This window comes from Psychrobacter sp. NPDC077938 (assembly GCF_044542635.1).
Taxonomy (GTDB): domain Bacteria; phylum Pseudomonadota; class Gammaproteobacteria; order Pseudomonadales; family Moraxellaceae; genus Psychrobacter.
Genome location: NZ_JBITUW010000002.1, coordinates 320,561 through 345,654, shown reverse-complemented (window position 1 = coordinate 345,654; position 25,094 = coordinate 320,561). Strand labels below are relative to the sequence as shown.

The window sequence follows — 25,094 nt, the reverse complement described above, 5'->3', positions numbered from 1 at the left end:
GTGAAATTACTACCAATAGTAGGCTAAGCAAAACTGACATCGTATCCAATTTATAGGGCATTAACTCTAGTCAAAGAAGTCTAAAACGGGTATAAAGCAGCTGATTGCAGATTGTACAAATAGTACCTCTAAGGAGGGTAACACCGTAGCCGTTTAGTAGTTCTCTGACTATATAGCTGTACCAAGGGCGCTATTTTGCTATGCTAGAGACTCCCTTGGTTCCGGATGTTTCAATATGCTAAGTACACCAACCTCTTTGCCGTCCCCTACCACACAATGGTCACATCTCCTCAACTCACAGCGTCTTGGTGCTTCCAAAAAATTTAACGCCAATACCAGTACTCGCTCTCAGTTTCACAAAGACTATGACAGACTGGTATTTTCTCACTCTTTTCGCCAGTTAAATCAGAAAACACAAGTCCATCCATTGACCAATCAGCTCGGTATTCATACGCGCCTGACTCATTCGCTAGAAGTTTCTTCTATTGGTCGCTCTTTGGGAATGATGGCCGCCGAAAAAATCCATGATGCATTAGGTAGCGGCCTACCAGCAGGAGTTTCACCAGCAGACGTCGGCGTGATCGTACAAGCAGCTTGTCTCGCTCATGACATTGGCAATCCGCCTTTTGGCCACGCTGGAGAGTATGCGATTCGTGACTGGTTCAGACAGCCTGAGCCGCAAGCAGTTTTGCGAAATTTAAGCAGCAATGAGCGATTAGACTTACTGGCATACGAGGGTAATGCTCAAGGCTTTCGCCTATTGGCACGTAATGAGCATCATCCTGATAAGGGTGGTATGCGGCTCACCTGTGCCACGCTAGGCGCCTTTATGAAGTATCCGTGGTTGGCAACTCACAGTAACGATGTCAATGACAACCATTATACCGTGCAGAAATTTGGCTGCTTTTATAGCGAGGCGTCTCAACTAGAAGAGTTAGCTGCGTGTTTGCATTTACCGCGCTCAGAGCAACACGATGGCTTTGCGCGCCATCCATTGGCTTACCTGCTAGAAGCGGCAGATGACATCTGTTATGCGCTAATCGATTTAGAAGATGGCATCAATCTGAATATGCTAACCTATAGCGAAGTTGCCACGATATTTTATGAGCTGATTGGTGAACGTCCGAGTAGCGTAAACTTGCCAGCGCATATGTCTGTCAGACAAAGCCTCGCCTCCCTGCGCGCACGAGCCATGATGCGTTTGGTCAATACAGTTACCGATGCTTTTGTAGCCAATAGTGATGCATTGCTAGCTGGTACACTTCAAGGCAGCCTATTTGCCCATTGCGATACCAGCGTACAGAATGGTATCAATCAAGCTAAGCAACTGGCACGCGAAAAAATATTTAATCATCCGAGCAAAGTAAGAATGGAGCTTATGGCTAATCAATGTTTGCATAGCCTATTGAATGCCTTTATGCCGCTCGCTTGGACTGGATCTCAAACTGCTACTATGCAGCCGCCGATGTCTTTTGAGCAACAACGTCTGTTAAGATTACTACAGCCCCATCTTGACGAACATCGCCGCATCTTGTCTGACGATATCTATCATAATGTCTTAAATATTTTGGATTTTATTACAGGTATGAATGACCATGAAGCTTATCGACTGGCGCAAGAACTGCAGGGTCATTGGGGCACAGTGGTTTAAAAGACCAGTGCAGGTTTAGTAAATTAACACGAATGGCGTATTTCAGTCGTATTTATGCGTTGAAATGAGTATGATAAACACCTACCGGACAATTTTGAAATATTATGAGCAGTCGCGAACAAAAAAAACTTCAAACTCGGCACGCCTTTTTTAATGCTGTGCTCGATTTATGTATGACAGGGCAATCTTTTAGCTCTATCAGTCTCAGACAAGTAACACGCGAGGTTGGCGTTGTGCCGACTGCGTTTTATCGCCATTTTGATGATATGGAGTCACTCGGGCGCGCTTTGGTCATTGAGGAATTGGGCGGTACGTTAGCCACGTTAAGTGATAGCTTGCAGATTGGCCGTAAACGTAGCTTTGATCGTCAAATCGCAAAAAGCATTCAGCTGTTCTTGTACATGGTCAGCGATCAGCCTTATTACTGGCAGTTCTTGGTCAGTGAGCGTTATGGTGGGTCAGAAGCAGTAAGAAAAGCCATTAATGAGTTGATTAAGATACATGCTCAAGGGTTGGCCGACGACTTAGCGTTGCAGCCAGCGTTTACCCATATCAACGCTTATGACCGTCGTCTATTGGCTGAGGCTGGTGTGAATATGTTTTTCTCTTGGATTATTGATTGGCTAGAGCTGACCTACACGGAAGATCACGATGATGAGATTGATCTCAACGAAATCGAAGAGAACAAACAGCTAATGCTACATAACTGTACTCGTCAAGCACAGATGCTTTTTTACGGGGCTTATAACTGGAAGTCTAGCGAAGAAACACGCCTCAAAGACTAAATACGATCTCAATACCATCTGCTAAAAGCTCGGACGAAATGCCCATAGTCGCTGTGTCACTACTTTGACTTCCTTGGGCATTTTACTGTCTACCTCACTACTATTACTCGCCTGATTATTATTAGCAGCCTCACTACTATTAACTACTTGATTATTATCAACGACAGTTTTACTAATCAAAACAGTAGCAAAACGCTCTTTCGCCTGACCGACAGTTGCATTATCAGTCGCTGTGATAAGCACCATAAATGCTTGGCTATCAACTGCGAGCATGGGTGTTAAGGCTTTTCGTTGCTCATCATTCACACTGCCAAATATCGGTAATTGCCATACTGCATCAATAGACGTCAGCGCCTGCTGCGCGCGCATATCTACCAGTGATTGCATCTGTTGGCTGTTAGCACCATCAACTAGTGCGGCTAACAATACGGGACTGGCAGTATTGATATTAATAGGCACATAATAAGGCACCGCAGTAAGATAAGGCCGTAATACTGATAATGTTTCAGCGCTCACCCCTTTTACTTCTAGTAGCTGATCGATACTAACAAAAGACTGATTTGGCAAAGCATTTGTTGCTACAGCGTTTGACTGCTGCGCATATACCGTACTTTCGTCACCGCCATCTTGGTATACCTCGTCGTCTGCATCTTGCCAATCAAGTATAGCAATAGCAATATCAGGCTCTAGATTTAGTTGCGTGAGTAGTCGTTGGAATACTGCTAAAGCAGTGGTATTGGCCGACCCATCTTGATACAAATTATTGATGTTAAAACGACCAGACTCATCGCGTAGCTCGATGCTGACACTGTGACTAGCCAATGTATAAGGTGGTATAGGCTGCGCCCAGATATCTTGCGCACTATCCGTATCATTGAGGTTGCCATCAGCGCGAATCATCGTCACTGCTAACTGTTGACCTGCATCGATATCTTGCAGCAACTGATTTTGATCGAATAACAGACCACTACGCCTAATTGCAATTTTTTGGCTAGCAAGCATCGATCCTGCAACCACAGTAATACTTACTACCAATAATAAGATAGTCAGCAGTGCAACACCGCGTTGAGAGTTCGCAGTCATTGACATACATAGCCTTTGTTGTTGAGCAATTGATGCATTTTAACTACTACCTTCTCAATTATTCGTTCCTAAATTGCTATTATCCGCACTACTATTATTGTCACTACCATCACTACCGCTGTTGTCATTATTAGCATTATCATTGCTGCTACTATCTGTGTTATTGACTGTGCTTTGACTATTGCTATGCGCTATCGGTTGTGGAGCAAGTGCCCATTGCCAAGTGATTGGCATGTCTTGGTATGTAAAGCTAACCGCGATTCCTTTCGGTAATAAAACAGCTGTGGGCTTAGGACTAGCTGGATTCGCTGATTGTCTCACCGCTGTATTTGTACTACTGTTCGCGTCATCGCTTGGAAATCTGGTACTTAGCTCTGGTAGATAAGCTTGCCAGCTTCCTGCTGTGACACCTTCGAGCAATACGCTGTCTAGGCTGACGCTGTCTCGCCCGCCTTCCATACTGGTATACTGGCGACGTATCAAACGCTCATCCGCAAAAATATATTCGATACGTTGGAGGCTATTGCTATTCTGATATCGTGGATCAGGATCGGCAAAGCGTACAAAGCTGATATGCTCGCCATCTAAACTCATAAAGGGCTCAGGCGCTATTTCGTTTATTTGTTCACTTGATTGGGGTTTGTTGTTCGCGTTAGTACTATCGCTTGGACTGTTATTCGCTACACTAACACTCTGGGTAGTAATCTCTTGATAAGGGATAATTTGACCCATGTCTTGCTGTAACTGTAAATAAGCGTACTGCAAGACAGCCAGATTGCCAGCATGAAATTGTGCGCGCTCACGAGCACGGTTGACCCCATCAAACACTTGCCAGCCTGCAACGGCTAGCATCGCAAATATTGCCATCGCAACCATTAGCTCAAGCAGTGTAAAACCACGCTGATGCCTCACAGACCGCCCCCTGCTTGCCCGCTATCACCTGTTGTGCTTAGAACACTTAAATCCAAACTGCCCGTATCTTGCTCAGCATTACTTAGCATCACAGTGATATCAGTGACCGATGTGCGTATCTGTCCATCTATAATAGGCGCAACTGCGATATTCACTTCTTTTAGGGCAGGTGTGATGGCGTCACCGACTGTCATTACTATTTGCCAATCATGCCCTTGAGCATTAACGGTTTGGGTGCGGTTGGCTGTCAGCCACGTCTCTTGAATACGCAAATCAGCGGCGGCATTTTGGGCGACGAAGTGAGCAAGCGTACGAGTACGCAATATATCAACCGAACCAAGGTATGCACTACTGGCACGGCTCGCCGCGACGGCTACCACTGCTAAAATAGCCAGAGCAACCATCACTTCGATAAGGGTAAAGCCGCTCTCGCGTCCACACTTGAGTGATATAGATTTTGGTGACATAGGCTGGCTTGTCATAGGAGGTTTATATAATTTAGCCACTATAACCCCTGTCCGATTCGCATGCTGCCATCTGGCATTATGGTAATCACCTCGCCTACTAAACGCGAATCGTGAAGTACTTCAATGGTAACGGGCGTTGCTTGTCCCGTACCAAACCACAATACCTGCGGTACGTTTTGATCGCTAAACCAAGGCTGTAACGTTTGGGTTCGTCCCATATTTTGTAAACCGCTAGAATCCAAATTTTGAACTCTAATACTCACGCCAGTGGGTAGTTCAGGCAAGCTAATACCCGACTCGACCTCCCAACTTGGCGTTGGTTTTTGCTCATCAGTAGAGTCTGATAAACCAGCCACCTCTGCCGACAGCTCCATAGCATTCTTAGGCTGACTGTCGATACTATCTGACGTCATATTAGTTGTCTGATACGCAACATATGGATTTGATAGGGTAACAATGACTGACTCTACTTGTCCTTGCTTATCTGCCTGCATACGCAAACCCATCGGCTTCATACGTTCAGCCGACAATAGGCGAACGTAGCTCAACGAATCGGTAAGATGCTCATAAAAAGCGCGGTTTTTGCGGGATTCACTGCTACCGACAGACAAACTCATTATGCCAGCAAATATAGATAAGATAACCACTACCACCACGATTTCTACCAATGTAAAACCAGTCTGTGTCCGACTGTTTATTGATGAGAATGATGATAAGTGATGGGTATCAGTTGATATGGAGACGCAGCTTCGACAACGGTCTGTAGGTCTTGCATCTAAGCAGTTTGACTGAGACGTTTGACTAATTAAAGTGAAAGAGCAAGTAGCCGCTGAACTGGACTGAGTCTTGACAGTGACCGGCATATTGCACCTATAAGCCCAATTTTAATTGTCGCAGAATGAGAAAGGGTTTTGAAGAATATTAGAAGATATATAAATTCATAATACAAATCGTGCTGCAATAGTACGCATTACAACACGATTTATTAAAACCAAGAAAGGTTCATAACCCAAAAATTACTTGCTAGTTTATTAATAATTACTTTACTAAGGGTTACTTTACCAATAACTACTTTAGTAGTTGGTATTGCGGTGCTCTTCTGATTCAGTATCGATTTGCTCTACCAGCTCTTGCATATCCTCATCCATGACCTCTTCATCATCAGCAGGATAATGGCTTGGCAACTCTAGCACTTGCTGAACAAAGGCGTAACGCAGCGTATCACGGCGACCTAAGTAGCGTTGGTAAAAGCTTGAGTTTAAGAGCCCTGCACCGCCCTGACCAATCGCCCAAATAGACGATAGATAATCACGAGTACTCAAATTGCTGTGCTCATCTTTTAGGTATGCACTAATAATATCAATCAAACGCTTCATGCGCTGGCGACGGATATCATATAACTCACCAAACAAACGATTGAGACCAGTTACTGATGCTGCCAGACGCTCTTCGATTTGGTTCAAAAGCATGGCTTTTTGCGGGTTGAATAACTGCTGGAAAATCATGCGGGCCACACCTGCCGAGGGGCAGTCATCAATACGGTTAATCTCAAACAATTGCTCTTCGTAACGAATAATAATACGCAGATAAAGCTCATCTTTACTGGAGAAATGCTTGTACAGGGTGCCTTTAGCCAAATCGAGCTGATCTGCCAAACTGTCTAAAGTGATATCACCATCGCCTGACTCAAGTAGCAATTGTTCTGCCATCGCTAAGATGTTCTCTTCTCGTGCCTTGAACTGGTGCTGACGACTCATAATCTCTCCTAAAACATGACAAGATTAAGCATATGACCATCAATTATGTGCGTACATTTGGCAATGAGCGTATAAAACTATACAAGAACTGCTGAAATACCATAAAAGGGATATGCTTATATTTACAAATAGTCATTGATAATCATATAGTTACATTTAGTAAATTAAATACTAAAGGGGATTGAACTATACGACTATCACATAAATGACTGACTGGTCATAGCATAACCATTTTAGCGATACTGTGCCAGTAAATTTTCAAAGTTTTTTGCGGTTAATGCTCCGACCTCGTTACTATCACAACCGTACATATCTGCGATAAAGCTGGCAACATAAGGTACGTAGGCAGGCTCATTGGGACGACCACGCTTAGGCACAGGCGCCAAATATGGACTGTCGGTCTCAATCAAGATTCTGTCTCTAGGCATGTGCCTTGCAGCATCTTGGATATTTTGGGCACTTTTAAAGCTAACAATACCTGAGAAAGAGATATAAAATCCTAAATCTAAAGCACGTTTCGCAGTCTCCCAATCTTCAGTGAAGCAATGAATAATACCATGCTCAGCGCCTTCACTTTTTAAGATATCGATCGTATCTTCTTTTGCGTCACGCATATGTATAACAAGCGGTTTTTTTAGTTGCTGACTGGCATGGATATGACGTGCAAGACTGGCTTGCTGCTCTTTTTTATTTTCTGTAGACCAGTAGTAATCTAGCCCTGTTTCGCCTATTGCCCATACATGGTCTTTATCAGCAGTCTCTATTAGACGCTCAACCGTCGCTGATTTCAGTACCTCGATATCTTCACAGGGATGAATCCCTACACTCATCCCTAGATTTAGTGTCTCGTCACCGTAGGTGCTCACAATATTGGCAATCTCGTCATACTCCGCAAAATCACACATGATCGCCATCGCACGGGTAACATTAGCAGTTTTCATGGCGTCAATCGCGCCAGATAATTTACCATCATATTTCGTCAAATCTAAACGGTTGAGGTGACAATGAGTATCTGTAAACATAAATAATCTCGTTGTTAAAACTTTCTCAATTAAAAGTCTGGGAATTAAAAATTTAAATCTTATTTGCATTGATTGCTGTGAAGGAAGCTGTTTTCAAGTGGCATCGTATTTTCTACTTTTAAAAACCTATTCACCAATCCTCGTCCTAATATATGAGACTAATTAAGAGGCACGACTCGCATTACCTCTTCTATGGTTGTCACACCTTCACTAATACGTTTTGCCCCCGATAGACGTAATGGCTGTAGACCTTCACGATAGGCTTGTTGTTTGAGCACATCTAAGTTTGTATCGGCTGCGACCAGTTTTTTTAACTCGTTAGACAATGGCATAATCTCGTATAGGCCGACTCGTCCCTGATAACCAGTGTGTCGACAATGCTCGCAACCTTGAGCCATATAAATTTGTGCTGGGGCAGGCGCGCGCCAAGGCTGTACCAACTCCTGCCATTGAATGGCAACCTCGCTGTCTGGCACAACGTCTACCGCTTTTTTGCAATGCGGGCATAGTGTACGTAACAAGCGCTGTGCCATTACGCCTAAGATAGTCGCTGATGTCAAAAATGGCTGAATACCCAAATCATGCAAGCGAGTGATTGAACTTGGCGCATCGTTAGTATGTAGTGTCGAGAGCACCAAATGTCCTGTCAATGAAGCTTGTACTGCCATATTGGCTGTTTCAGCATCACGAATCTCCCCCACCATAATAATATCAGGATCTTGACGCATCAAAGAGCGAATGCCATCAGCAAAGTTTAAATCGACACCTGGATTCACTTGCATTTGATTAAATGCAGGTTCAATCATTTCAATAGGATCTTCAATGGTACAGACATTGACTTGTTCAGTTGCTAACTGCTTGAGAGTACTATACAAGGTCGTGGTTTTACCTGAACCTGTAGGCCCAGTGACCAAAATAATCCCATTTGGATGAGCAGTCAATTCATGCCACGTTTCAAGCTGCTTGCCCGATAGACCAAGCTGAGCAAAGGAACGTACCAGTACTTCAGGGTCAAATACCCGCATGACTAGCTTTTCACCGAAGGCGGTTGGCATAGTCGACAAACGAAGCTCTGTCTCTAGTCCCTTCGGCGTTCGCGTTTTTAAACGACCATCTTGCGGCTTACGCTTTTCTGCGACATTTAGCCGTCCTAAAATTTTGATACGTGCGGTCACCGCGACGATGATTGCCAATGGCATCTCATACACCGTATGTAGCACACCATCAATACGGAAGCGTACCTTACCTGTCTCACGACGTGGCTCTAAATGGATATCACTAGCTCGTTGCTCAAAGGCATATTGCAGCAGCCAGTCAACAACTCTGACAATATGCTGGTCATTGGCATCAGGGTTGGTATTGTCACCCAATTGCAATAAGGCTTCGACATTAGTCACATCGGCAGCTGCACGCTTATGGACACTATTTGCGCCTGCAATCGCTTGGGTGACTTGATAGAACTCTTGCCGATAGCGTTTGATCTGCTCAGGATTGATATAGACCGTACGATAGCTTTTTGATTTGATCAATTTTTCAATACTCGAGTGCCAGTCAGTATAAAAAGGCTGATCCGTTCCAATAATCACTTCGTCTACAGCGACCTCAATCGGTAGAATATGCTGCGAACGTGCATATTCAAATGACATCAATTGTGTGACTGCAGGGACATCAACTTTTAGAGGGTCAATACGAACGAAAGTCATGTCTGCTTTAGCTGCCAACCATTGGTTGAGCCAAGCCAAAGTTAATTTATTTTCAGCGCTATTGTCCGTCGCATGGCCATTCGGCAAGCCAAATTCACTAATCGTGAGCAAAGGATGCTGCGCTTTGTCGCGACGGCTAGTAATGACTAGGTTATAGCCGCGTTGGTCAATCACTTTATCTGCCAATAGCTCATCTAGACACCAACGCAAATCAATCACTATCGAGTACTGTTGAGCAGACATATCTCTCTTCTTCTATTGTTTTAAAATGTGTTGTCAAAAACGCTATCGATGCAAGCCAGCTACACCGTAACCACAGCGATTATCTGTAGCTGTCCTGATTCTATCAACTGAAAACTCACATCAACGGATTTATAACGCATAACAAATGGTGTGGCTATCTCTGTTCGTCGATAAGCTGGACGCGGGTCTTGGGCAATTAGCTCTTTGATAATGCTCATATCTGAGCCTATCAATTGACTTTGTATATGATGAATCGTAGACACAACTGTCGCATTATTCAATCCAGTGTTTGCGTCATTGATGCTTGTATCATTGTTGCTTGTATCACTATGAGCATTACTAGGCTTGCCTGCGCTTACTAGCATCATAAACTGCTCGTTAGCTGCATCGGTCACGGTCACAGTTAATAATTCTGGAGCGGTTGGTGCAAATCCACTCTCTGCCTGAATCAACGCATCACTATAGGCCACATATGGCTTTATATCGATGATTGGCGTGCCATCTATCATATCAGCACCTTTGATAATCAATAATACACGACCTTGAACTATTTTGACTTGCTCGAGCTTGACGACAGATAGGCCTAACCCCGAAGGACGATACATGCTTCGACTGGCAAATACCCCTATTTTTTGATTACCGCCCAATCTCGGTGGTCGTACTTGAGCGCGAAAGTCACTACTGGTTTTATTATTGTTTTTATATCGATAATTATGATGAAACTGCCAACTCACCCATATATGGCTAAACTTATCCAAACCATCAAATGCAGCTGGCGTATCATATGGCGCTAACATCTCAATGACACTAGTCAGGGCTACTAGGTTTGGCTGGCGCGGCGCACCGAATTTTTGTGAAATCGGCGCACGGTGATAGCCAATGACAGGAGCTTGATGGTAGTTATCTAACAGGGGATTCTCATCAAGCATATACCAACTCCAGTAATACAAAACTGTCTTGATAAAGCAGTTTTGCCAAATGATACAAAATTACTCACTAACGATATTCCATTTTATCATGCTAGACAAACACTGCTAGACGGATTTTTATTTTAAAGTTTGGTATTATGAGCAAGAAATTTGATGAGAGTCATTTACATTTGGGCGATATGACCGGTAATGCTGTCATCGTTGACGCAAATTTACTATGTCTAATGACGTAATAGCTGGCTATATATAAGCTGATAAACCAACTCTATTACGCTTACTCATCATTTACTCGTTCATAAAAATAGCAGTTTCGACAACGATTAAAAGACTGATACGTTTTTATAATGTTCAATTTAACATTGAAAATTCTGATTTAATACTTATTCAAACTCAACACACAAATAACAACTTATTAACGAGGACTTTATGTCAAAACTTCGCACCGAAACGGTCACAGAGGTTCATCACTGGAATGATTCTCTATTTAGTATCAAAACCACTCGTGACGATGGCTTGCGCTTTCGTAATGGCGAATTTGCGATGATTGGACTTGTTGTTGATGGCAAGCCATTATTACGCGCTTATTCAATCGCCAGCCCTAACTATGAAGATCATTTAGAGTTTTTCTCTATTAAAGTTCAAGATGGTCCATTAACTTCGCGCTTGCAACATATCAAAGTAGGCGACGAGCTGTTAGTCAGTAAAAAACCAACGGGCACACTAGTATTGGACGATCTGCTACCAGGTAAGAATCTGTATATGCTCTCTACTGGTACTGGCCTTGCTCCGTTCTTGTCACTAGCACGTGATCCTGAAGTGTATGAGCGTTTTGACAAAATCATCTTAGTACATGGCGTACGTCATGTTCATGATTTGGCTTATCGTGAAATGTTTGAAAATGAGCTGCCTAACGATGAAATCTTTGGTGAATGGTATCGCGAAAAATTCATCTATTATCCAACCGTTACACGTGAAGAGTTTAGAAACCAAGGACGTGTCACTGATTTGATGAAATCAGGCAAATTGTTCGAAGATATTGGTTTACCGCCAATGAATAAAGATGACGACCGTGTCATGCTTTGTGGCAGTATGCCGTTTAATGCTGAGGTTTCTGCTATTTTAGATGACTTTGGCTTGACTGTTTCACCACGTATGGGTGTGCAAGCAGATTACGCAGTTGAGCGTGCCTTTGTCGGCTAGAATGATGCTATTTAGCATCATTAGAATAAATGAAAATTTGTATAAAATAATACTTGACGCATGTAAATAGGCTGCTATAATACGCAGCCTATACAGTCAACACTGTAGCCCAATTCGGTAATATTTAGTCAATAACTATTATCACCTAACATGCCAGTGTGATGGAATTGGTAGACATGACGGATTCAAAATCCGTTGCCTTTAAAAGCGTGTCGGTTCGAGTCCGACCACTGGTACCATTATTTAGTACAAATTAGCCTCCTTTATCGGAGGTTTTTTTGTGCTTATTATTTATATTTGTTTTAATAAATTCCGAGCTCGCTTATATCGATACTTCAAATGGCATGACAGCGCTTATCTTAATCGGTACCGCATAACTCCATGGCATGCCAGCACTACAATAAAAATATCCATCATTAAATGACACAATATAGGCTGTAAAATCATTACCACACTGATCCATCATCGCTTGTTCATCGCTTTCATCACACACTGCGCACCATATCTTTTTATCACCCCGCGCTAGCATTGCTCGTGTTAAATCGCTCCCTTTTAATTCATGACTCATCATCAGCTCCTTAATTATCTTGAACTTTCTCATTACTATTTTTTTAGAAAGTTAATTTACCAGTACTCAATTTATAAGTTTGGTATGAGCTATAAACAATGTCTTATCAGGTAAATACAATCCCTATAAAAGACCATTTATTACTTTCATAACTATTGATTATCGTGGTTAATATATTGTAAAACGATAGCATTAGAACTGTAACATATAACCATAATATTCATGATGGAAGGCGATAATATTCAGACAGGCGGTATAGAAAATCTAAAAAACTTAAGGTATATACAATACTGAACATCTTTTAGTGAACATATGTTAACTATATTAAATTTGCTAGTGTTTTAACGCCATATATCTCTGACTATTAACCTTACACTATATTTAATTATTGATATATAAATTATTCACATATTGCCATATTTTTATGGTTCTATATTCAAAAAATCCTTTTACCGTTTAATAATCGATACTGAAATGAAAGTATTGAGTGATGTAAAATATTAATCATGAAAACTCCTACAGCATCCAGTCCACGTAAAATCATTCATATAGATATGGATGCGTTTTATGCCAGTGTAGAACAACGTGACTTCCCAGAATTACGGGGCAAGCCACTAGTGGTTGGTGGAGATCCAAATGGTCGCGGTGTTGTAGCAGCAGCTAGCTATGAGGTACGTCAGTTTGGAGTGCGCTCAGCCATGTCTTGTTATGAGGCTCGCAAACGTTGTCCAGAAGTCATATTTGTCAGACCACGTTTTGAAGTATATCGAGCTGTGAGCAGCGATATTCGAAATATCATGTACAGCTTAACGTCTCATGTTGAGCCATTATCACTAGATGAAGCTTATCTCGATGTCACTGGTCTTACTGTACATAAAGGCTCAGCGACATTGATGGCCAACTGGTTAAGAGCACAAATATTACAACATACAGAATTGACCGCTTCTGCTGGCGTGTCCTTCAACAAAATGTTGGCCAAGATTGCCTCTGACATCAACAAGCCTAACGGCACCGCGATTATCACACCAGAAGACGCTGATGCTTTTATCAGTACACTGCCTATTGAACGATTTCATGGGATAGGTAAAGCAACGGCAAGACGATTACATGCGATGGGCGTGACTAACGGTGCTGATCTACGCCGTATGTCAGCCGAAGTATTGATTAATGAGTTTGGTAAGCGAGGACAGTTTTATCACGATATCGCTCATGGTCGGGATGAACGCGCTGTCAAATCTGAGCGCCTGTATAAGTCTGTTGGTTCGGAGACTACTTTTAGAGAAAACCTAAACGATGACACGGCGTTACGTGTACAAATCTATGAACAAAATGCGGATGCCTTCGCGCAACTGCACAAAAAAAATCTCATCGCTCATACTATAACACTCAAGGTTAAGTATGCCGATTTCACTCAGATTACCCGTACGCACACGCTGACCACCGCTTTTAGTAGTGCTGAATCTGCTCATTACTGGTTAGATAAGTTATTCTTAGATATTCCGCGCCAGCTTCCTATTCGATTAGTCGGGGTCACTTTTTCGTCATTGACACCTGCAACCCAATTATTGCCTCAATTAAATTTATTTGAGTAAAATAAGCAAAGACTAACGTAATAAACATTAGAACAGTTGAAAACTATTACTTTTGCTTAGGCTATTCAAATATGTTTTGTGCACGGTGACTACTTAGTAAAGCAACCTTTTATAGCAGTATTTCTGCTACAATTATGCCAAAATTTCTATCCATTTAAAGACTGATTATGACCAACGCTCACACTGCATCTTCCGATTCTAATACTCCGCTTGATACCAATAACAATAGTGACGTCTTAGATTATCTAAGCGTAGAAGATTACGACTATGACCTACCAGATCGTTTGATTGCGCGATATCCATTAGCACAACGTTCTGCTTCAAAACTCTTGTACTTGCCTGCTCACACTGACACAAATGCTACGCTTGTAGAAGACTGTTTGTTTTCTGAGTTGCCTGAATTGTTAGACGATGGAGACCTGATTGTCTTTAATGATACAAAGGTTATGAAGGCACGCCTATTTGGTCAAAAAGACACTGGCGGTAAACTTGAGGTTTTGATTGAGCGATTGGTTACTGTCTCAGACTTAGATATAACGACACTGCATTTAGAAGATTCAAATAATGAATCAGTCAACCAAGAACATATTGCCCTTTGCCATGTAAAAGCCAGTAAAGCACTGAAACTTGGTCAACGTTTTCAACTTTCTGATGGTCATATGAGTGGCGCGATGATTGGTCGTCAGGACAACTTGTTTATTTTAGCCTTTGATGCGCCAATTTTGCCTGATTTAGAACTCTACGGCGAGCTACCTATCCCGCCTTACTTTGAACGTCATGCTGATGACACTGATAATACTCGTTATCAAACGGTTTTTCATGATCCTGCTAAGCTTGCAAGTGTCGCTGCACCGACAGCAAGTTTGCATTTCGATGAATTGGTGCTTAATAAACTGGCAGAAAAAGGCATCAATACTGCTTTTGTGACATTGCATGTTGGCGCTGGTACCTTTGCGCCAGTTAAAACAGACAACCTGCTCAATCATACTATGCACAGTGAGTATGCACATCTGCCACAAGCAACTGCTGAACTGATTAATCAAACGCATGCAAATGGTAATAAGGTCATCGCGATTGGTACCACGGTGACTCGCGTCCTTGAAACGGCGTATCAAAAAACGGCTATTAATGGACAAGTACTCTCTAGCTGGTCAGGGGACACAGACATCTTTATTTATCCAGGATTTAAATTCGGTGTCATTGATCGACTGTTAACAAACTTTCATTTACCCAAATCGACATTGCTAATGTTGGTATCAGCTTTTTCTGGCAAAGCAGCGATTGAACAGGCCTATCAACATGCTATTCAAAAAGAATATCGATTCTTTAGTTATGGCGATGCAATGTTACTTGACAAGAAAATAAGCTGAACATTAAATAAACATTTACGCATTGGACGCAACAGTTGTGAAATAAACTGGTAAACTAAACCGTACTTTGTTATAACAGCAAAGATAACTTATTTTGTAAAGGACTGCTCATGTCTTGTCATTTATCTCGTCGCTTGACTCCTGTACATCGCGCGGTATCGATGGCATTACTTTATTCTGTAGGTTTGGCCGCTATTATTCCAAGCGCGCAAGCGGCAAATATCGGTAAGACAGTCGTTAATTCAGCTCAACATGAACCTTTAAACGCAAGTATTGTGGTTACCGACATACGAGCGGCTGACTTTTCAGCGAGCTTGGCCAATCCAGTTATCTATCAACAGATGGGATTGACGCCGACTGATTCAATGCAGGTGCGTTTTCAAGCAACTTCAGCGACCAGTGGTCAGGTATTAATCAGCACATCGCAGCCTGTGTCCAAGCCTTTTGCTGATTTGGTCTTATCGATCAATGATAATGGGCAGCAAAATGTCGTACCAAAAACATTATTAATGCCGTTAAGCGATAGTCTACCGATTAATAAGACTCCAGAAAACATTGTCAAAGGTACAAAAAAACCTAATTTACCTAGTGTTTCTGCAAGCACAGTCAAACCGTTAACCGTAAGAAAAGGTGCGCCGCCGCCACTAATATCAGTATCTAACACTGCTGAAAACCAACCAGCTCTAGCAAACATAGCAGCAGTTGATTCTTCTATTTCCAGATCAGTATCTAACATACAAGCCCCGACAGTGACAGCTACTTCGCAGACTAGCAATCTTACTTACGCACCTAGTCGGCTTGATAATGGGCGTTTAAATAGTGATTCTGATATAAAAAATACTATCAGTAATGCAAAGAATACTGATAACGGCCTTAGTTCATCAAACCGTTTAGATAGCAGTGCTTTGAGTGCGAATAACAGCACTGAACCTACGAAAGCTATTGACAACGATAGCGATAAGGCAAGTATAAAAAGCACTCCAATATTAGATAAAGTATTAATTGATAAACCACTCGACACTCTAAATATTCAAGTCATACGGCAGATACAGCCGAGTCGTAAGAAAACAGATGCTGATACATCACCCGTACCTACTCCAACTACTAGCATCATAGCAAGCAATACTGAGAACAATGATACTAGCGTCATTGCAGCTTCTATTGACAATACAACTTCGAAAACTCCTAATAGCGCTATTAATAATACCTCTTCAAATGACATAGCAATAGATAGTTCGACAGTTAATCAATACCAAGTACAACGTAACGATAGTCTATGGATCATTGCCCAACAGATAGCGCAAGAAAATAACCTAGATACTTCAACTGTGATGAAGCAAATTCAAACACAAAACCCTGATGCCTTTATCAATAGAGATGCGGACCAATTAAAAGCAGATGCTAAGCTCAGTCTACCCAGTTACGATGTCATACCGTCACAGAAAAATCTAGAAGCGGCCATCGATGCACAAAGACAATATATTCGTAGAGCAAATACAGCGGCGATGCAAAAAACCGTTCAAAAATCTATTAAGAAACCATCCAAAAGCACTCAAGCAGTCAAGGCCAAACGTCCTAAGAAAGTAGTGATTACTAAAACGCAAATGTTACCAAAAGCGCAGTTTTCTGTGCTTGCGCCTGGGCGAGACGGTAATGCAGATGGAACTCAAACGAAATCAGCTTCAAATACTGGGAATGGTTTGAGTACCGACATACTGGCAACTCTGAAAGCCACAAGGCAGAAAACTGCAGCACAAGCTCAGCGTTTATCAAGTACTAGTAACGCTCTTAATAGTTATACTAAAAAGCTTCAACTACAGAATCAAAAACTGGCTGAGCTACAAGCTCGTCTTAAAAAATTACGTAATCAATAATTGTCTGGTTGATCAACACAATAGATTGTGATCACAGGCGTAGGAGTAACTATGGACAATATGCTATATATCATCGCTGGATTGGTACTTATTTTATTAGTAGCTGGTTTTTTATTACGCAAAAATAAAGCTCAAAAATCGTCAGCACAATTGCCTACAAATTCAGAAAGAAACACAATTACTCCAACGTCAAAAGTAGATTATGGTGCTCCTACCCAAAATATTGCAATTGATGAGAATAAATTTGATCACGTTACCATTGCTCAGCGTTTTATGGATCAGCAACGTTATGATAAAGCAATTGAAACTCTCAAACGCGGTTTAAGTGACAAACCTAATGATGGAGCACTTTCTCTTAAGTTACTAAGCATATACGCTACGATAGATCAGCCAAAAGACTTTAATAATGTTTATGAGTCTATAAAGACTCATAATGATAGTCAGACTATCGCTCAAGCAGACGAGATAAGAAATCTATCTTTCGATGAATTAGAACCTGCCGCTGTGCAAACGCTAGCAACAGATAATGCTAACAATGATTTTGGTGGCATCGACTTCGATTTGCCTGTTAGTCAAACTGATAACATCGATGCAGCAAGCCATCAGTCAATTGAAGAAGGAGAAAATAATGATATTGCAATAAGTGAGCCTATCGACAGCTTAGAAGTGTCAGACGAAGTTAACAGTGTCAATCCTACTACCGAAACTTCGAATGATAGCTTTGATCTGACCCTCAGCGATTTAGAGAACGATGTCGCTGCGCCTAATACGACCAGTGAAACGCCTGTCATACCATTGGACAATGTAGATAACGACGTTTTAGAGACTTCTACTAACGATAATGTTAGTAATAACGAAGATAACGAACTCAGTGACTTTGAGTTTGACTTTGATTCATTTGATGATACTTCGAATGAATCATCTATAGACACTAACCTCTCACATAATGATAATGAGAAAGCAGCACTAGAAGAAGATTTTATCTTAGACTTCGATGATTTAGCAGACGATACAGATAATGTCGTAGCTAATGACGTCTCTACGAATTCAGAACAACACTCTATTGATACTATTCAAAACAGTGAAGATGACTTTGCTTTATCTTTGGGCAGCCTAGATACATCAGATAATATCAATACTGTCTCCAATGATGACCTATCTACGACTGAAAACGACAGTGATTTCGACAATTTTATTCTGGAAAATACTGATTTTGGAAATAATACTTCTGAGAGCATGACCCTTGAAGAAGAGAGCTTTACAGATATTAATCTCGAGGAACCATTACTCAAGGATGATATCGAGGTTAATGATGTTAGCGATGTTGAAGAATCGAATATTGCACCTGCTGCACCATTAAGATTTGATGACAATACGCTGATAGACGATGATTTTAATATTGACGATGCTGATTCTCTATTTGACGCTCCCTCGACCACTACCCCAGTCTCTACAGTTGCGCCAGTTGAGAGTGACACTTCTATCACGCCTCAAGAGACTGAATCAGCAGAAGACTTCTCATCACGGTTCGCAGCAGATTTTGATTTCGTAAAATCATTAGACAGTAATCAAGTCACGTTAGACTTGGCAGATCAATATCTACAATTGGGTGAATACGACAGTGCAAAGCGTTTACTCAATGAGGTGATAGCTCAAGGTACTAATGAGCAGAAACAGCAAGCACAGCTATTACTTGAGCGTACTGCGTAGTTAATAGTCTAGTCTCTCATCAGCAAGTACTTCCGAATCACGGGATGCTTGCTGATTTTTTTGCATTTAACTCTAATACTATCTATTATTAAACCCTTCAGCCATCGTTGGTCAATCCTCCAGCACCTCTTTTCTTCCATACTTGTTTACTGTGTTGATACTATGCCATCTTCTGTTATGCTCAAAAATCTATCCGATCCTATTCAACTGATTTATGCTGGTGGTACCTTTGGTAGCTACGGCAGACCTTTAGCGCCATTATCAGCAGAAGTGTTTTTACCTACTCTACAAAAACTTTTATCTGCACAAGATAGTACGAATAACTTACCGACAGTCTCATGGTTAGAAAACGCCCTGATCAAAGACAGCAGCCAGCTTACCCCTAGCGACTTTACGCATTTTTATCAACTACTCCTGAATGCTTATACTAAAGGTGATAGACGCTTTCTGCTCATCACTGGCACGGATACGTTGAGTTACTTAGGCGCATTTTTAGCAGAAGCTTTTGCAGGTAGTGATATCTGTATTGTTTTGACCGCAAGTATGCGCCCATTATTAGACAGTGAGATATTGCATTCCTATAACATCGATGAACATAGCGATGCTTGGGGCAATCTCAACGACTCATTAAAACTAGCCGCTGCTGGTGAATCAGGCGTGAAGGTTAGTTTTGGCGGCGAATCATGGCCTGCTCAAACGGTACAAAAAATTCACAGCCATGATCTAATGGCATTTACTGGTCATTCTCGCGCCGCTTACCCAGCCAATAGCTATATAAAAAATCTACCTGACACTCGTAGGCAACATTGGCTTGATGACCAACAAGACTTGCTATCCAGTATTCAAACACGCGCTGAAAACGCGAGTGTTCATGCGCTATATTGCCTACCTAACGATGTTTCGATGATAAACAACCAGCTACAAGCTTTATTGTCGCAGCCACCATGTGGCATCATTCTATTGGGATTTGGCGCCGGTAACATCCCTTACTCAGCTGCACTAGCAGAGACACTGACCCTTGCTCATGAGCGTGGACATATGGTGATATCAGCCAGTCAATGTCCGTTTGGTGGCGTCAGCGATAGCTATGCGGCGGGCAGTTGGCAGTACGAGCATCATGTGATTGCTGGTGGGCGTCTGACAATACCCGCTATTTATGCCCGGTTACTATGGTTGTTACTTCGCTATGATAGTCCTGCCAGACGCAGACAGCGTTGGTTGAATAATGTCAATCAAACCGGCACTAACATCAAAAAGCGATAAGCGACTTTTAATTAATTCCAATTTTATAAGTTTAGAAACCCTAATGTCTGAGACTGAAATTATTGAAACTGAACCAACCTACACTTTAGCGATTGCTATTGAGTTCTTAGGAACTCATTATCATGGCTGGCAACGACAACGAGAGGTTTTGGGTGTACAAGAAGCCTTAGAGACAGCTATCGGCAAAGTTGCCAATGAGCCTATAGAAGTCATCGCAGCTGGGCGTACTGATGCCAGCGTCCATGCGAGCAATATGATTGCCCATTTTACAACTCATGCGTATCGCCCTACTCATAACTGGTTACGCGGTGTGAACAGCCTACTTCCCGATGATATTGCTCTACGCTGGATACAACCTATGCCAGCTGATTTTCACGCGCGTTTTGGTGCTATTGCTCGTCGCTATCGTTATATTACGCTCAACCAAGCACAGCGTCCTGCCATACTAAATCATCAGGTGACTCATATCTATGAACCGCTTGATTTGAAAGCCATGCAGCAAGCAGCAGCTGATATCGTAGGTACACATGATTTTAGCAGTTACCGTGCTGCGGCCTGTCAATCCAATCAGCCAGTGCGCACGATTAGCCATGCCAACCTCTTTGCTCATGGTCAATTTATCGTTTTTGATATACAAGCAGATGGGTTTTTACATCATATGGTTCGCAATTTGATGGGCACACTATATGCCATTGGTAGACATGAGCTAGAGCCAGCAGATTTTTTAAAGATTTTGCATAAAAAAGATAGAACGATTGCACCGCCAACTGCTTCAGGTGATGGATTGTATTTTATCAATGCTTATTATCCTGAACGTTTTCAAAGCTTATTGCCAGATGCACCGCTAACACCTGTCTGGTTAAATTTGCCTGATTAAACGTTATGGTTTGGCATACATATCACTTACATGCTGTCAAGTCAAAAGCAGGTTCGTATTGCTTTAATCCACTAACTTACGTATAATATGGGCTTATTTTTTAATTGATTGATACAAATTATGGCAAAAGACGATATTATTGAATTTGAAGGCGAAGTCATTGATACCCTTCCTAATACTTTGTTCAAAGTTCGTTTAGAAAACGGGCACGAAATCATCGCGCATATCTCTGGTAAGATGCGTAAGCATTATATTCGTATCTTGACAGGTGATAAGGTTAAAGTTGAAATGACACCTTATGACCTATCTAAAGGCCGTATCACCTACCGTGGTAAAAACTAAATACTGACTGACCAATATGGTTATGAAAGTATTAGCATTGGTAAGATACAGCTAATAACTGAATAGCTACGTTATCGCTGATAGCTGATATGACGCTTGGGTAGTGAAACTGATAATAATAATGAAAATGCTAATCTGCTCATTATTGCCTATCAATATTTTAGTTATTTAGTATTGACTGTTTATACTTACCACAAAAAATACCGCTAGATTTTAGCGGTATTTTTTTGTCCATTTTTTATGATTTAGTACTGCCGTGTCTAACTAAACTCGACAGTTGCGCCATTTTTTATTACTCCAAGCAGACTAAGCGCATCCCAATTGGTCAAACGCACACAACCTGCTGATGCTTGACGACTGATACGAGCAGGATCTGGTGATCCATGAATGCCATAAGTTGGTTTACTAAGCCCAATCCATACCGAGCCTACTGGATTGTTGGGACCTGGTGGAATGATAGACTTGCTACCGTCATTGGCCGTATAAGTATAGTTGGGCTCGTGCACCTTTACCTTAACAGTATGCGTACCTGTTGGTGATGGTGTCGCTGTACTACCCACTGTCGTCGGATAGCTAGCAATCAAGTTATTGTTCTCATCATAAGCGTAGAGTGTCTCAGTGGCTTTATCAGCGACAACGCGATGCACAGGCTTAGTGTTAGGATTGCCAGGGTTGTATACCGTGATAATTTCACCCGCAGTAAAACTGGCATCAGGATTAAGCGATTTTAAATATTTCTCACTGATATGAAACTTCTCTGCCAATGCCTCAGTAATGCTTTCGTAGTACATTCCCTCAAGCTTGGATTTGGCAACAGAATCAGCAGGTATGGTTGTGGTTTTGACATTCACGTCTGCTTCAGTAAGCTGATAACTGACTAGTACTGGTTGAGTCGTAAGCTTCTCATTCTTGGTCAGCGCTTGCCACGTCTCGTTGTTCAACGTATCGGTTACGTCTAAACCATTTGCTTTTTGAAATGCCTGCATGGCTTTACGAGTATTTTTGCCCCAGTACCCATCGACAGGCCCTACTCCATTATGATGCCAGTTTAATAGAGCCTGCAGCTTTGTTCCTATATTACGATCGATCTCTGCATCCGCCGTCCAAGTGACATTGTTTACTTTTTTTGCATTGTCAGATAGGTTCTCAGTTGTGTACTTAATCGTAGGTAGTAGCTTATTCAATGAAGTCGCGACTTTACTATCTCCTGTTAACTTTTGACTTACGCCATTAGTAACCGGACTGACTTCTGCCGGAGCTTTGACGCTATTACTTGAGCTCACACTATCTGTTGTCTCTACTGCGATGCTTTGCCCCATGAATAGTAAGCTAGAGAAACTAACCACTGTCAATGCCTTACTGATTCTTGTTAATTGATACATGTAACACTCCTCATTTAAAAAATTCTATTATTATTTTCAGTTTTCAAATACTACAGTTTTTTAGATTTTAGAACTTGCCTTTGTAATCTAGTTTTTTGATATTTTACTCTGCTAAAAGCAAAAGGTTTTAAGTCTTTTACGAGTCATCAATATTGTCATATTACCTTGTGAGCATATAACAGCTTTGTGTTAAAAGGAGCTTCGTTGTACAGCGTCTCTGTTAATAAGGCGCTTATAAATAAGCTTTGCTAACAGATGAACGATAAAAAACCCATAAGCCACTTGGTAGCTTATGGGTATATAACACGCAAACTGAGACTGTGGAAAATGCTATATAAGAATAGCCTTTAAACGCAAATTAACTTATATCAGTTTGGCCAAGACCGCTTGACCCATTTCTTTACAGCCTACTCGCTTAAGTCCAGCTTCGCTGCTATCTAAAATATCCAGCGTACGTAGACCATCATCAAGCACATCACTGACTGCCTGTTCAATTGCTTGTGCCGCTTCTTCTTGCTTGAAGGTGTAACGCAGCATCATAGCAACAGACAAGATAGTCGCTAATGGGTTGGCTTTATCTTGTCCTGCGATATCAGGCGCTGAACCATGACACGGCTCATACATGCCTTTACCTGACTCATCTAAGCTCGCTGATGGCAACATCCCGATTGATCCTGTTAACATCGCAGCTTCATCAGATAGGATATCGCCAAACATATTTCCCGTCACCATGACATCGAACTGCTTAGGATCTTTAATCAACTGCATGCAAGCATTGTCAGCATACATATGTGATAGCGCCACATCGCTATAGTCAGCTTGCTGCATCTCGATCATCGTCTGTTTCCACAGCTCGGTGACTTCTAACACATTAGCTTTATCAACTGAACATACCTTAGCTGCTGTGCCTGCTGCTTGCGCACGCGTTTTTGCTAATTCAAAGGCAACTTTACCAATGCGCTGAATCTCACTTGTGCTATACACCATCGTGTTATAGCCCTGCTGCTCACCGTTTTCTAATGTGCGGATACCACGAGGCTCACCAAAATAGATACCGCCTGTTAGCTCACGAACGATCAATAGATCTAAACCTGAGATAATTTCAGGTTTGATACTTGAGGCATTAGCCAACTGTGGATAGAGCTTGGCTACGCGTAGGTTGGCAAATAAACCAAGCTCACCACGGATTTTCAATAGACCACGTTCAGGGCGTTTACTACGCTCGATTGCATCCCATTTAGGACCACCAACTGCACCTAGCAATACGGCATCTGCGGCGCGAGCACGAGCCAATGTCTCATCTGGCAAAGGCTCACCAGTTGCATCAATAGCTATACCGCCAATCAATCCAGACTCAAGCGTTAAATCAAGTGAAAACTTATCATTGACAGCCTTGAGCACGTCAATGGCTTGGGTCATAATTTCAGGGCCAATACCATCACCCGCTAATGTTAAAATCGTTGCCATACTGATCCTTTTGGAAATATTTTTATTGGTTGATTATATTTTCGAGCTTTTTATACTCATATTTTATACTGCCATTTTTTTGACTTTAGGTGCTGATGTCACTGCTTTGGCCATACCCGTCTCTACAAACTCGCCTTGATGCTCAGCGTCTAGTTGCTTACAGAATCGGCGCTGTACTTGAGTACCTTGCAATAGCTCAATACATAAAGGCTCAGGTGATGCTGTGTCCAATAGACTGCCTGATTTTTCGCTGCTCTTCTTTTGATAAGCACGTAACTGATAGGTACCTGCTTCAGTGAAATCATGAATCATCGCAAAACGCTCAACATAGCCCATGTTATTCTCTGGATAAAAATTCACATGTACCTCGTATTTGGCAGGCATGACCCGTGCATAATAGTTGGTCAATCCTGGCATACTCGAAGGTGCTAACGGCACAACTTTTATGGCATTTTTATTGACGAGTGGTGTCATATCCATATTCATCGATGTTTTTGCCATACCTTCTTGACGTGGTAAGGCTGTCATAATCTGAGGATTGATTGGCTCGTGACTGTTGGGCGCAATAATGAGCGTTTTATCTATCTGCACAATTTCGCAATGATATGTACCCACACATGCAATATTTACTTCACCAACGATAGGTTTGATTTTACCCACCCATGCTTCAGCACTCTCTGCCTCATTTATTTTTTGATAGCCCGTCAATAGCTGACAGCCTGACAATAATAAGCTTGCAGCAACAATTGTACTTGTCCATAGAGCATAACGTTTTGTATTCATAATGGCGGCTACTATTCAAGAGAGATAATAAAATGTAGTGAAAAACTACCCTTCATTTTAGACAGTTCACCGCCATAACTCAACGCTGCGTTGCGACTACTCATAGTTTTATGA

22 protein-coding genes and 1 tRNA gene are annotated in these 25,094 nt (G+C 41.9%); 11 read left to right on the top strand and 12 right to left on the bottom strand.

Annotated features, from left to right (window positions below):
* Positions 1-235: 235 nt before the first annotated feature.
* Positions 236-1,651, top strand: a complete 1,416-nt coding sequence (locus tag ACIGBM_RS04965) for a deoxyguanosinetriphosphate triphosphohydrolase (RefSeq protein ID WP_397476954.1) — start codon at positions 236-238, stop codon at positions 1,649-1,651.
* A 104-nt stretch (positions 1,652-1,755) separates the two neighbouring features.
* A complete protein-coding gene (locus ACIGBM_RS04960) occupies positions 1,756-2,436 on the top strand; it encodes a TetR family transcriptional regulator (protein ID WP_057759356.1) in 681 nt (226 codons plus the stop codon).
* A 21-nt stretch (positions 2,437-2,457) separates the two neighbouring features.
* On the opposite strand, the gene gspK is transcribed toward ACIGBM_RS04960, so the two are convergent.
* The 8 genes from gspK to tsaA all read right to left on the bottom strand — a co-directional run bounded on the left by gspK (position 2,458) and on the right by tsaA (position 10,552).
* The gene (gspK, locus tag ACIGBM_RS04955; RefSeq protein WP_397476953.1) at positions 2,458-3,525 is read right to left on the bottom strand and encodes a type II secretion system minor pseudopilin GspK; all 1,068 of its coding nucleotides are present in this window, start codon (positions 3,523-3,525) and stop codon (positions 2,458-2,460) included.
* A 48-nt stretch (positions 3,526-3,573) separates the two neighbouring features.
* Positions 3,574-4,431, bottom strand: a complete 858-nt coding sequence (gene gspJ / locus ACIGBM_RS04950) for a type II secretion system minor pseudopilin GspJ (protein ID WP_397476952.1) — start codon at positions 4,429-4,431, stop codon at positions 3,574-3,576.
* Entirely contained in the window at positions 4,428-4,898 is a 471-nt protein-coding gene (gene gspI / locus ACIGBM_RS04945) for a type II secretion system minor pseudopilin GspI (protein WP_397476951.1), read from the bottom strand. The genes gspJ and gspI overlap by 4 nt, the downstream gene beginning before the upstream one ends.
* Positions 4,899-4,936: 38 nt before the next feature.
* Entirely contained in the window at positions 4,937-5,566 is a 630-nt protein-coding gene (locus ACIGBM_RS04940; RefSeq protein WP_397476950.1) for a prepilin-type cleavage/methylation domain-containing protein, read from the bottom strand.
* A gap of 405 nt (positions 5,567-5,971) precedes the next feature.
* The gene (locus ACIGBM_RS04935) at positions 5,972-6,655 is read right to left on the bottom strand and encodes a TetR/AcrR family transcriptional regulator (RefSeq protein WP_057759351.1); all 684 of its coding nucleotides are present in this window, start codon (positions 6,653-6,655) and stop codon (positions 5,972-5,974) included.
* 233 nt (positions 6,656-6,888) lie between these two features.
* A complete protein-coding gene (locus ACIGBM_RS04930; RefSeq protein WP_179798865.1) occupies positions 6,889-7,677 on the bottom strand; it encodes a TatD family hydrolase in 789 nt (262 codons plus the stop codon).
* A gap of 158 nt (positions 7,678-7,835) precedes the next feature.
* Positions 7,836-9,623, bottom strand: coding sequence for a GspE/PulE family protein (locus ACIGBM_RS04925; protein WP_397476949.1), 1,788 nt, complete (start codon positions 9,621-9,623; stop codon positions 7,836-7,838).
* Between the two features lie 59 nt (positions 9,624-9,682).
* Positions 9,683-10,552, bottom strand: a complete 870-nt coding sequence (tsaA, locus tag ACIGBM_RS04920; protein WP_397476948.1) for a tRNA (N6-threonylcarbamoyladenosine(37)-N6)-methyltransferase TrmO — start codon at positions 10,550-10,552, stop codon at positions 9,683-9,685.
* 426 nt (positions 10,553-10,978) lie between these two features.
* Between tsaA and ACIGBM_RS04915 the strand changes: the two genes are divergently transcribed.
* Entirely contained in the window at positions 10,979-11,752 is a 774-nt protein-coding gene (locus ACIGBM_RS04915; RefSeq protein WP_101205461.1) for a ferredoxin--NADP reductase, read from the top strand.
* Positions 11,753-11,904: 152 nt separating this feature from the next.
* Positions 11,905-11,991, top strand: a tRNA-Leu gene (locus tag ACIGBM_RS04910).
* Positions 11,992-12,074: 83 nt separating this feature from the next.
* On the opposite strand, the gene ACIGBM_RS04905 is transcribed toward ACIGBM_RS04910, so the two are convergent.
* Positions 12,075-12,320, bottom strand: coding sequence for a hypothetical protein (locus tag ACIGBM_RS04905; protein ID WP_201572470.1), 246 nt, complete (start codon positions 12,318-12,320; stop codon positions 12,075-12,077).
* A gap of 506 nt (positions 12,321-12,826) precedes the next feature.
* On the opposite strand from ACIGBM_RS04905, the gene dinB reads away from it, so the two are divergent.
* The 7 genes from dinB (at position 12,827) to infA (ending at position 21,348) form a co-directional block, all read left to right on the top strand.
* Complete coding sequence (gene dinB, locus ACIGBM_RS04900) at positions 12,827-13,912, top strand: DNA polymerase IV (protein ID WP_397476947.1); 1,086 nt, start codon at positions 12,827-12,829, stop codon at positions 13,910-13,912.
* 167 nt (positions 13,913-14,079) lie between these two features.
* Positions 14,080-15,282, top strand: a complete 1,203-nt coding sequence (gene queA, locus ACIGBM_RS04895) for a tRNA preQ1(34) S-adenosylmethionine ribosyltransferase-isomerase QueA (RefSeq protein ID WP_397476946.1) — start codon at positions 14,080-14,082, stop codon at positions 15,280-15,282.
* Positions 15,283-15,392: 110 nt separating this feature from the next.
* Entirely contained in the window at positions 15,393-17,156 is a 1,764-nt protein-coding gene (locus tag ACIGBM_RS04890) for a peptigoglycan-binding protein LysM (RefSeq protein WP_397476945.1), read from the top strand.
* 51 nt (positions 17,157-17,207) lie between these two features.
* Positions 17,208-18,866, top strand: coding sequence for a FimV/HubP family polar landmark protein (locus ACIGBM_RS04885; RefSeq protein WP_397476944.1), 1,659 nt, complete (start codon positions 17,208-17,210; stop codon positions 18,864-18,866).
* Between the two features lie 162 nt (positions 18,867-19,028).
* Positions 19,029-20,129, top strand: coding sequence for an asparaginase (locus ACIGBM_RS04880; RefSeq protein ID WP_397476943.1), 1,101 nt, complete (start codon positions 19,029-19,031; stop codon positions 20,127-20,129).
* 43 nt (positions 20,130-20,172) lie between these two features.
* Positions 20,173-21,006, top strand: coding sequence for a tRNA pseudouridine(38-40) synthase TruA (gene truA, locus ACIGBM_RS04875; protein ID WP_397476942.1), 834 nt, complete (start codon positions 20,173-20,175; stop codon positions 21,004-21,006).
* Positions 21,007-21,126: 120 nt separating this feature from the next.
* Positions 21,127-21,348 carry a translation initiation factor IF-1 gene (infA, locus tag ACIGBM_RS04870; RefSeq protein ID WP_021814850.1) on the top strand — a complete coding sequence of 74 codons (222 nt, stop codon included), beginning with the start codon at positions 21,127-21,129 and terminating at the stop codon, positions 21,346-21,348.
* Between the two features lie 260 nt (positions 21,349-21,608).
* Here infA and ACIGBM_RS04865 read toward each other — a convergent pair whose 3' ends face one another.
* From ACIGBM_RS04865 to ACIGBM_RS04855, 3 genes are all read right to left on the bottom strand, one after another.
* Positions 21,609-22,730 carry a L,D-transpeptidase family protein gene (locus ACIGBM_RS04865; protein ID WP_397476941.1) on the bottom strand — a complete coding sequence of 374 codons (1,122 nt, stop codon included), beginning with the start codon at positions 22,728-22,730 and terminating at the stop codon, positions 21,609-21,611.
* Between the two features lie 363 nt (positions 22,731-23,093).
* Positions 23,094-24,197: a 3-isopropylmalate dehydrogenase gene (leuB, locus tag ACIGBM_RS04860; RefSeq protein ID WP_397476940.1), complete on the bottom strand. Its 1,104-nt coding sequence runs from the start codon at positions 24,195-24,197 to the stop codon at positions 23,094-23,096.
* 63 nt (positions 24,198-24,260) lie between these two features.
* Positions 24,261-24,980 (bottom strand): hypothetical protein, encoded by a 720-nt coding sequence (locus ACIGBM_RS04855; RefSeq protein ID WP_397476939.1) that lies wholly within the window; start codon positions 24,978-24,980, stop codon positions 24,261-24,263.
* Between the last annotated feature and the right edge of the window lie 114 nt (positions 24,981-25,094).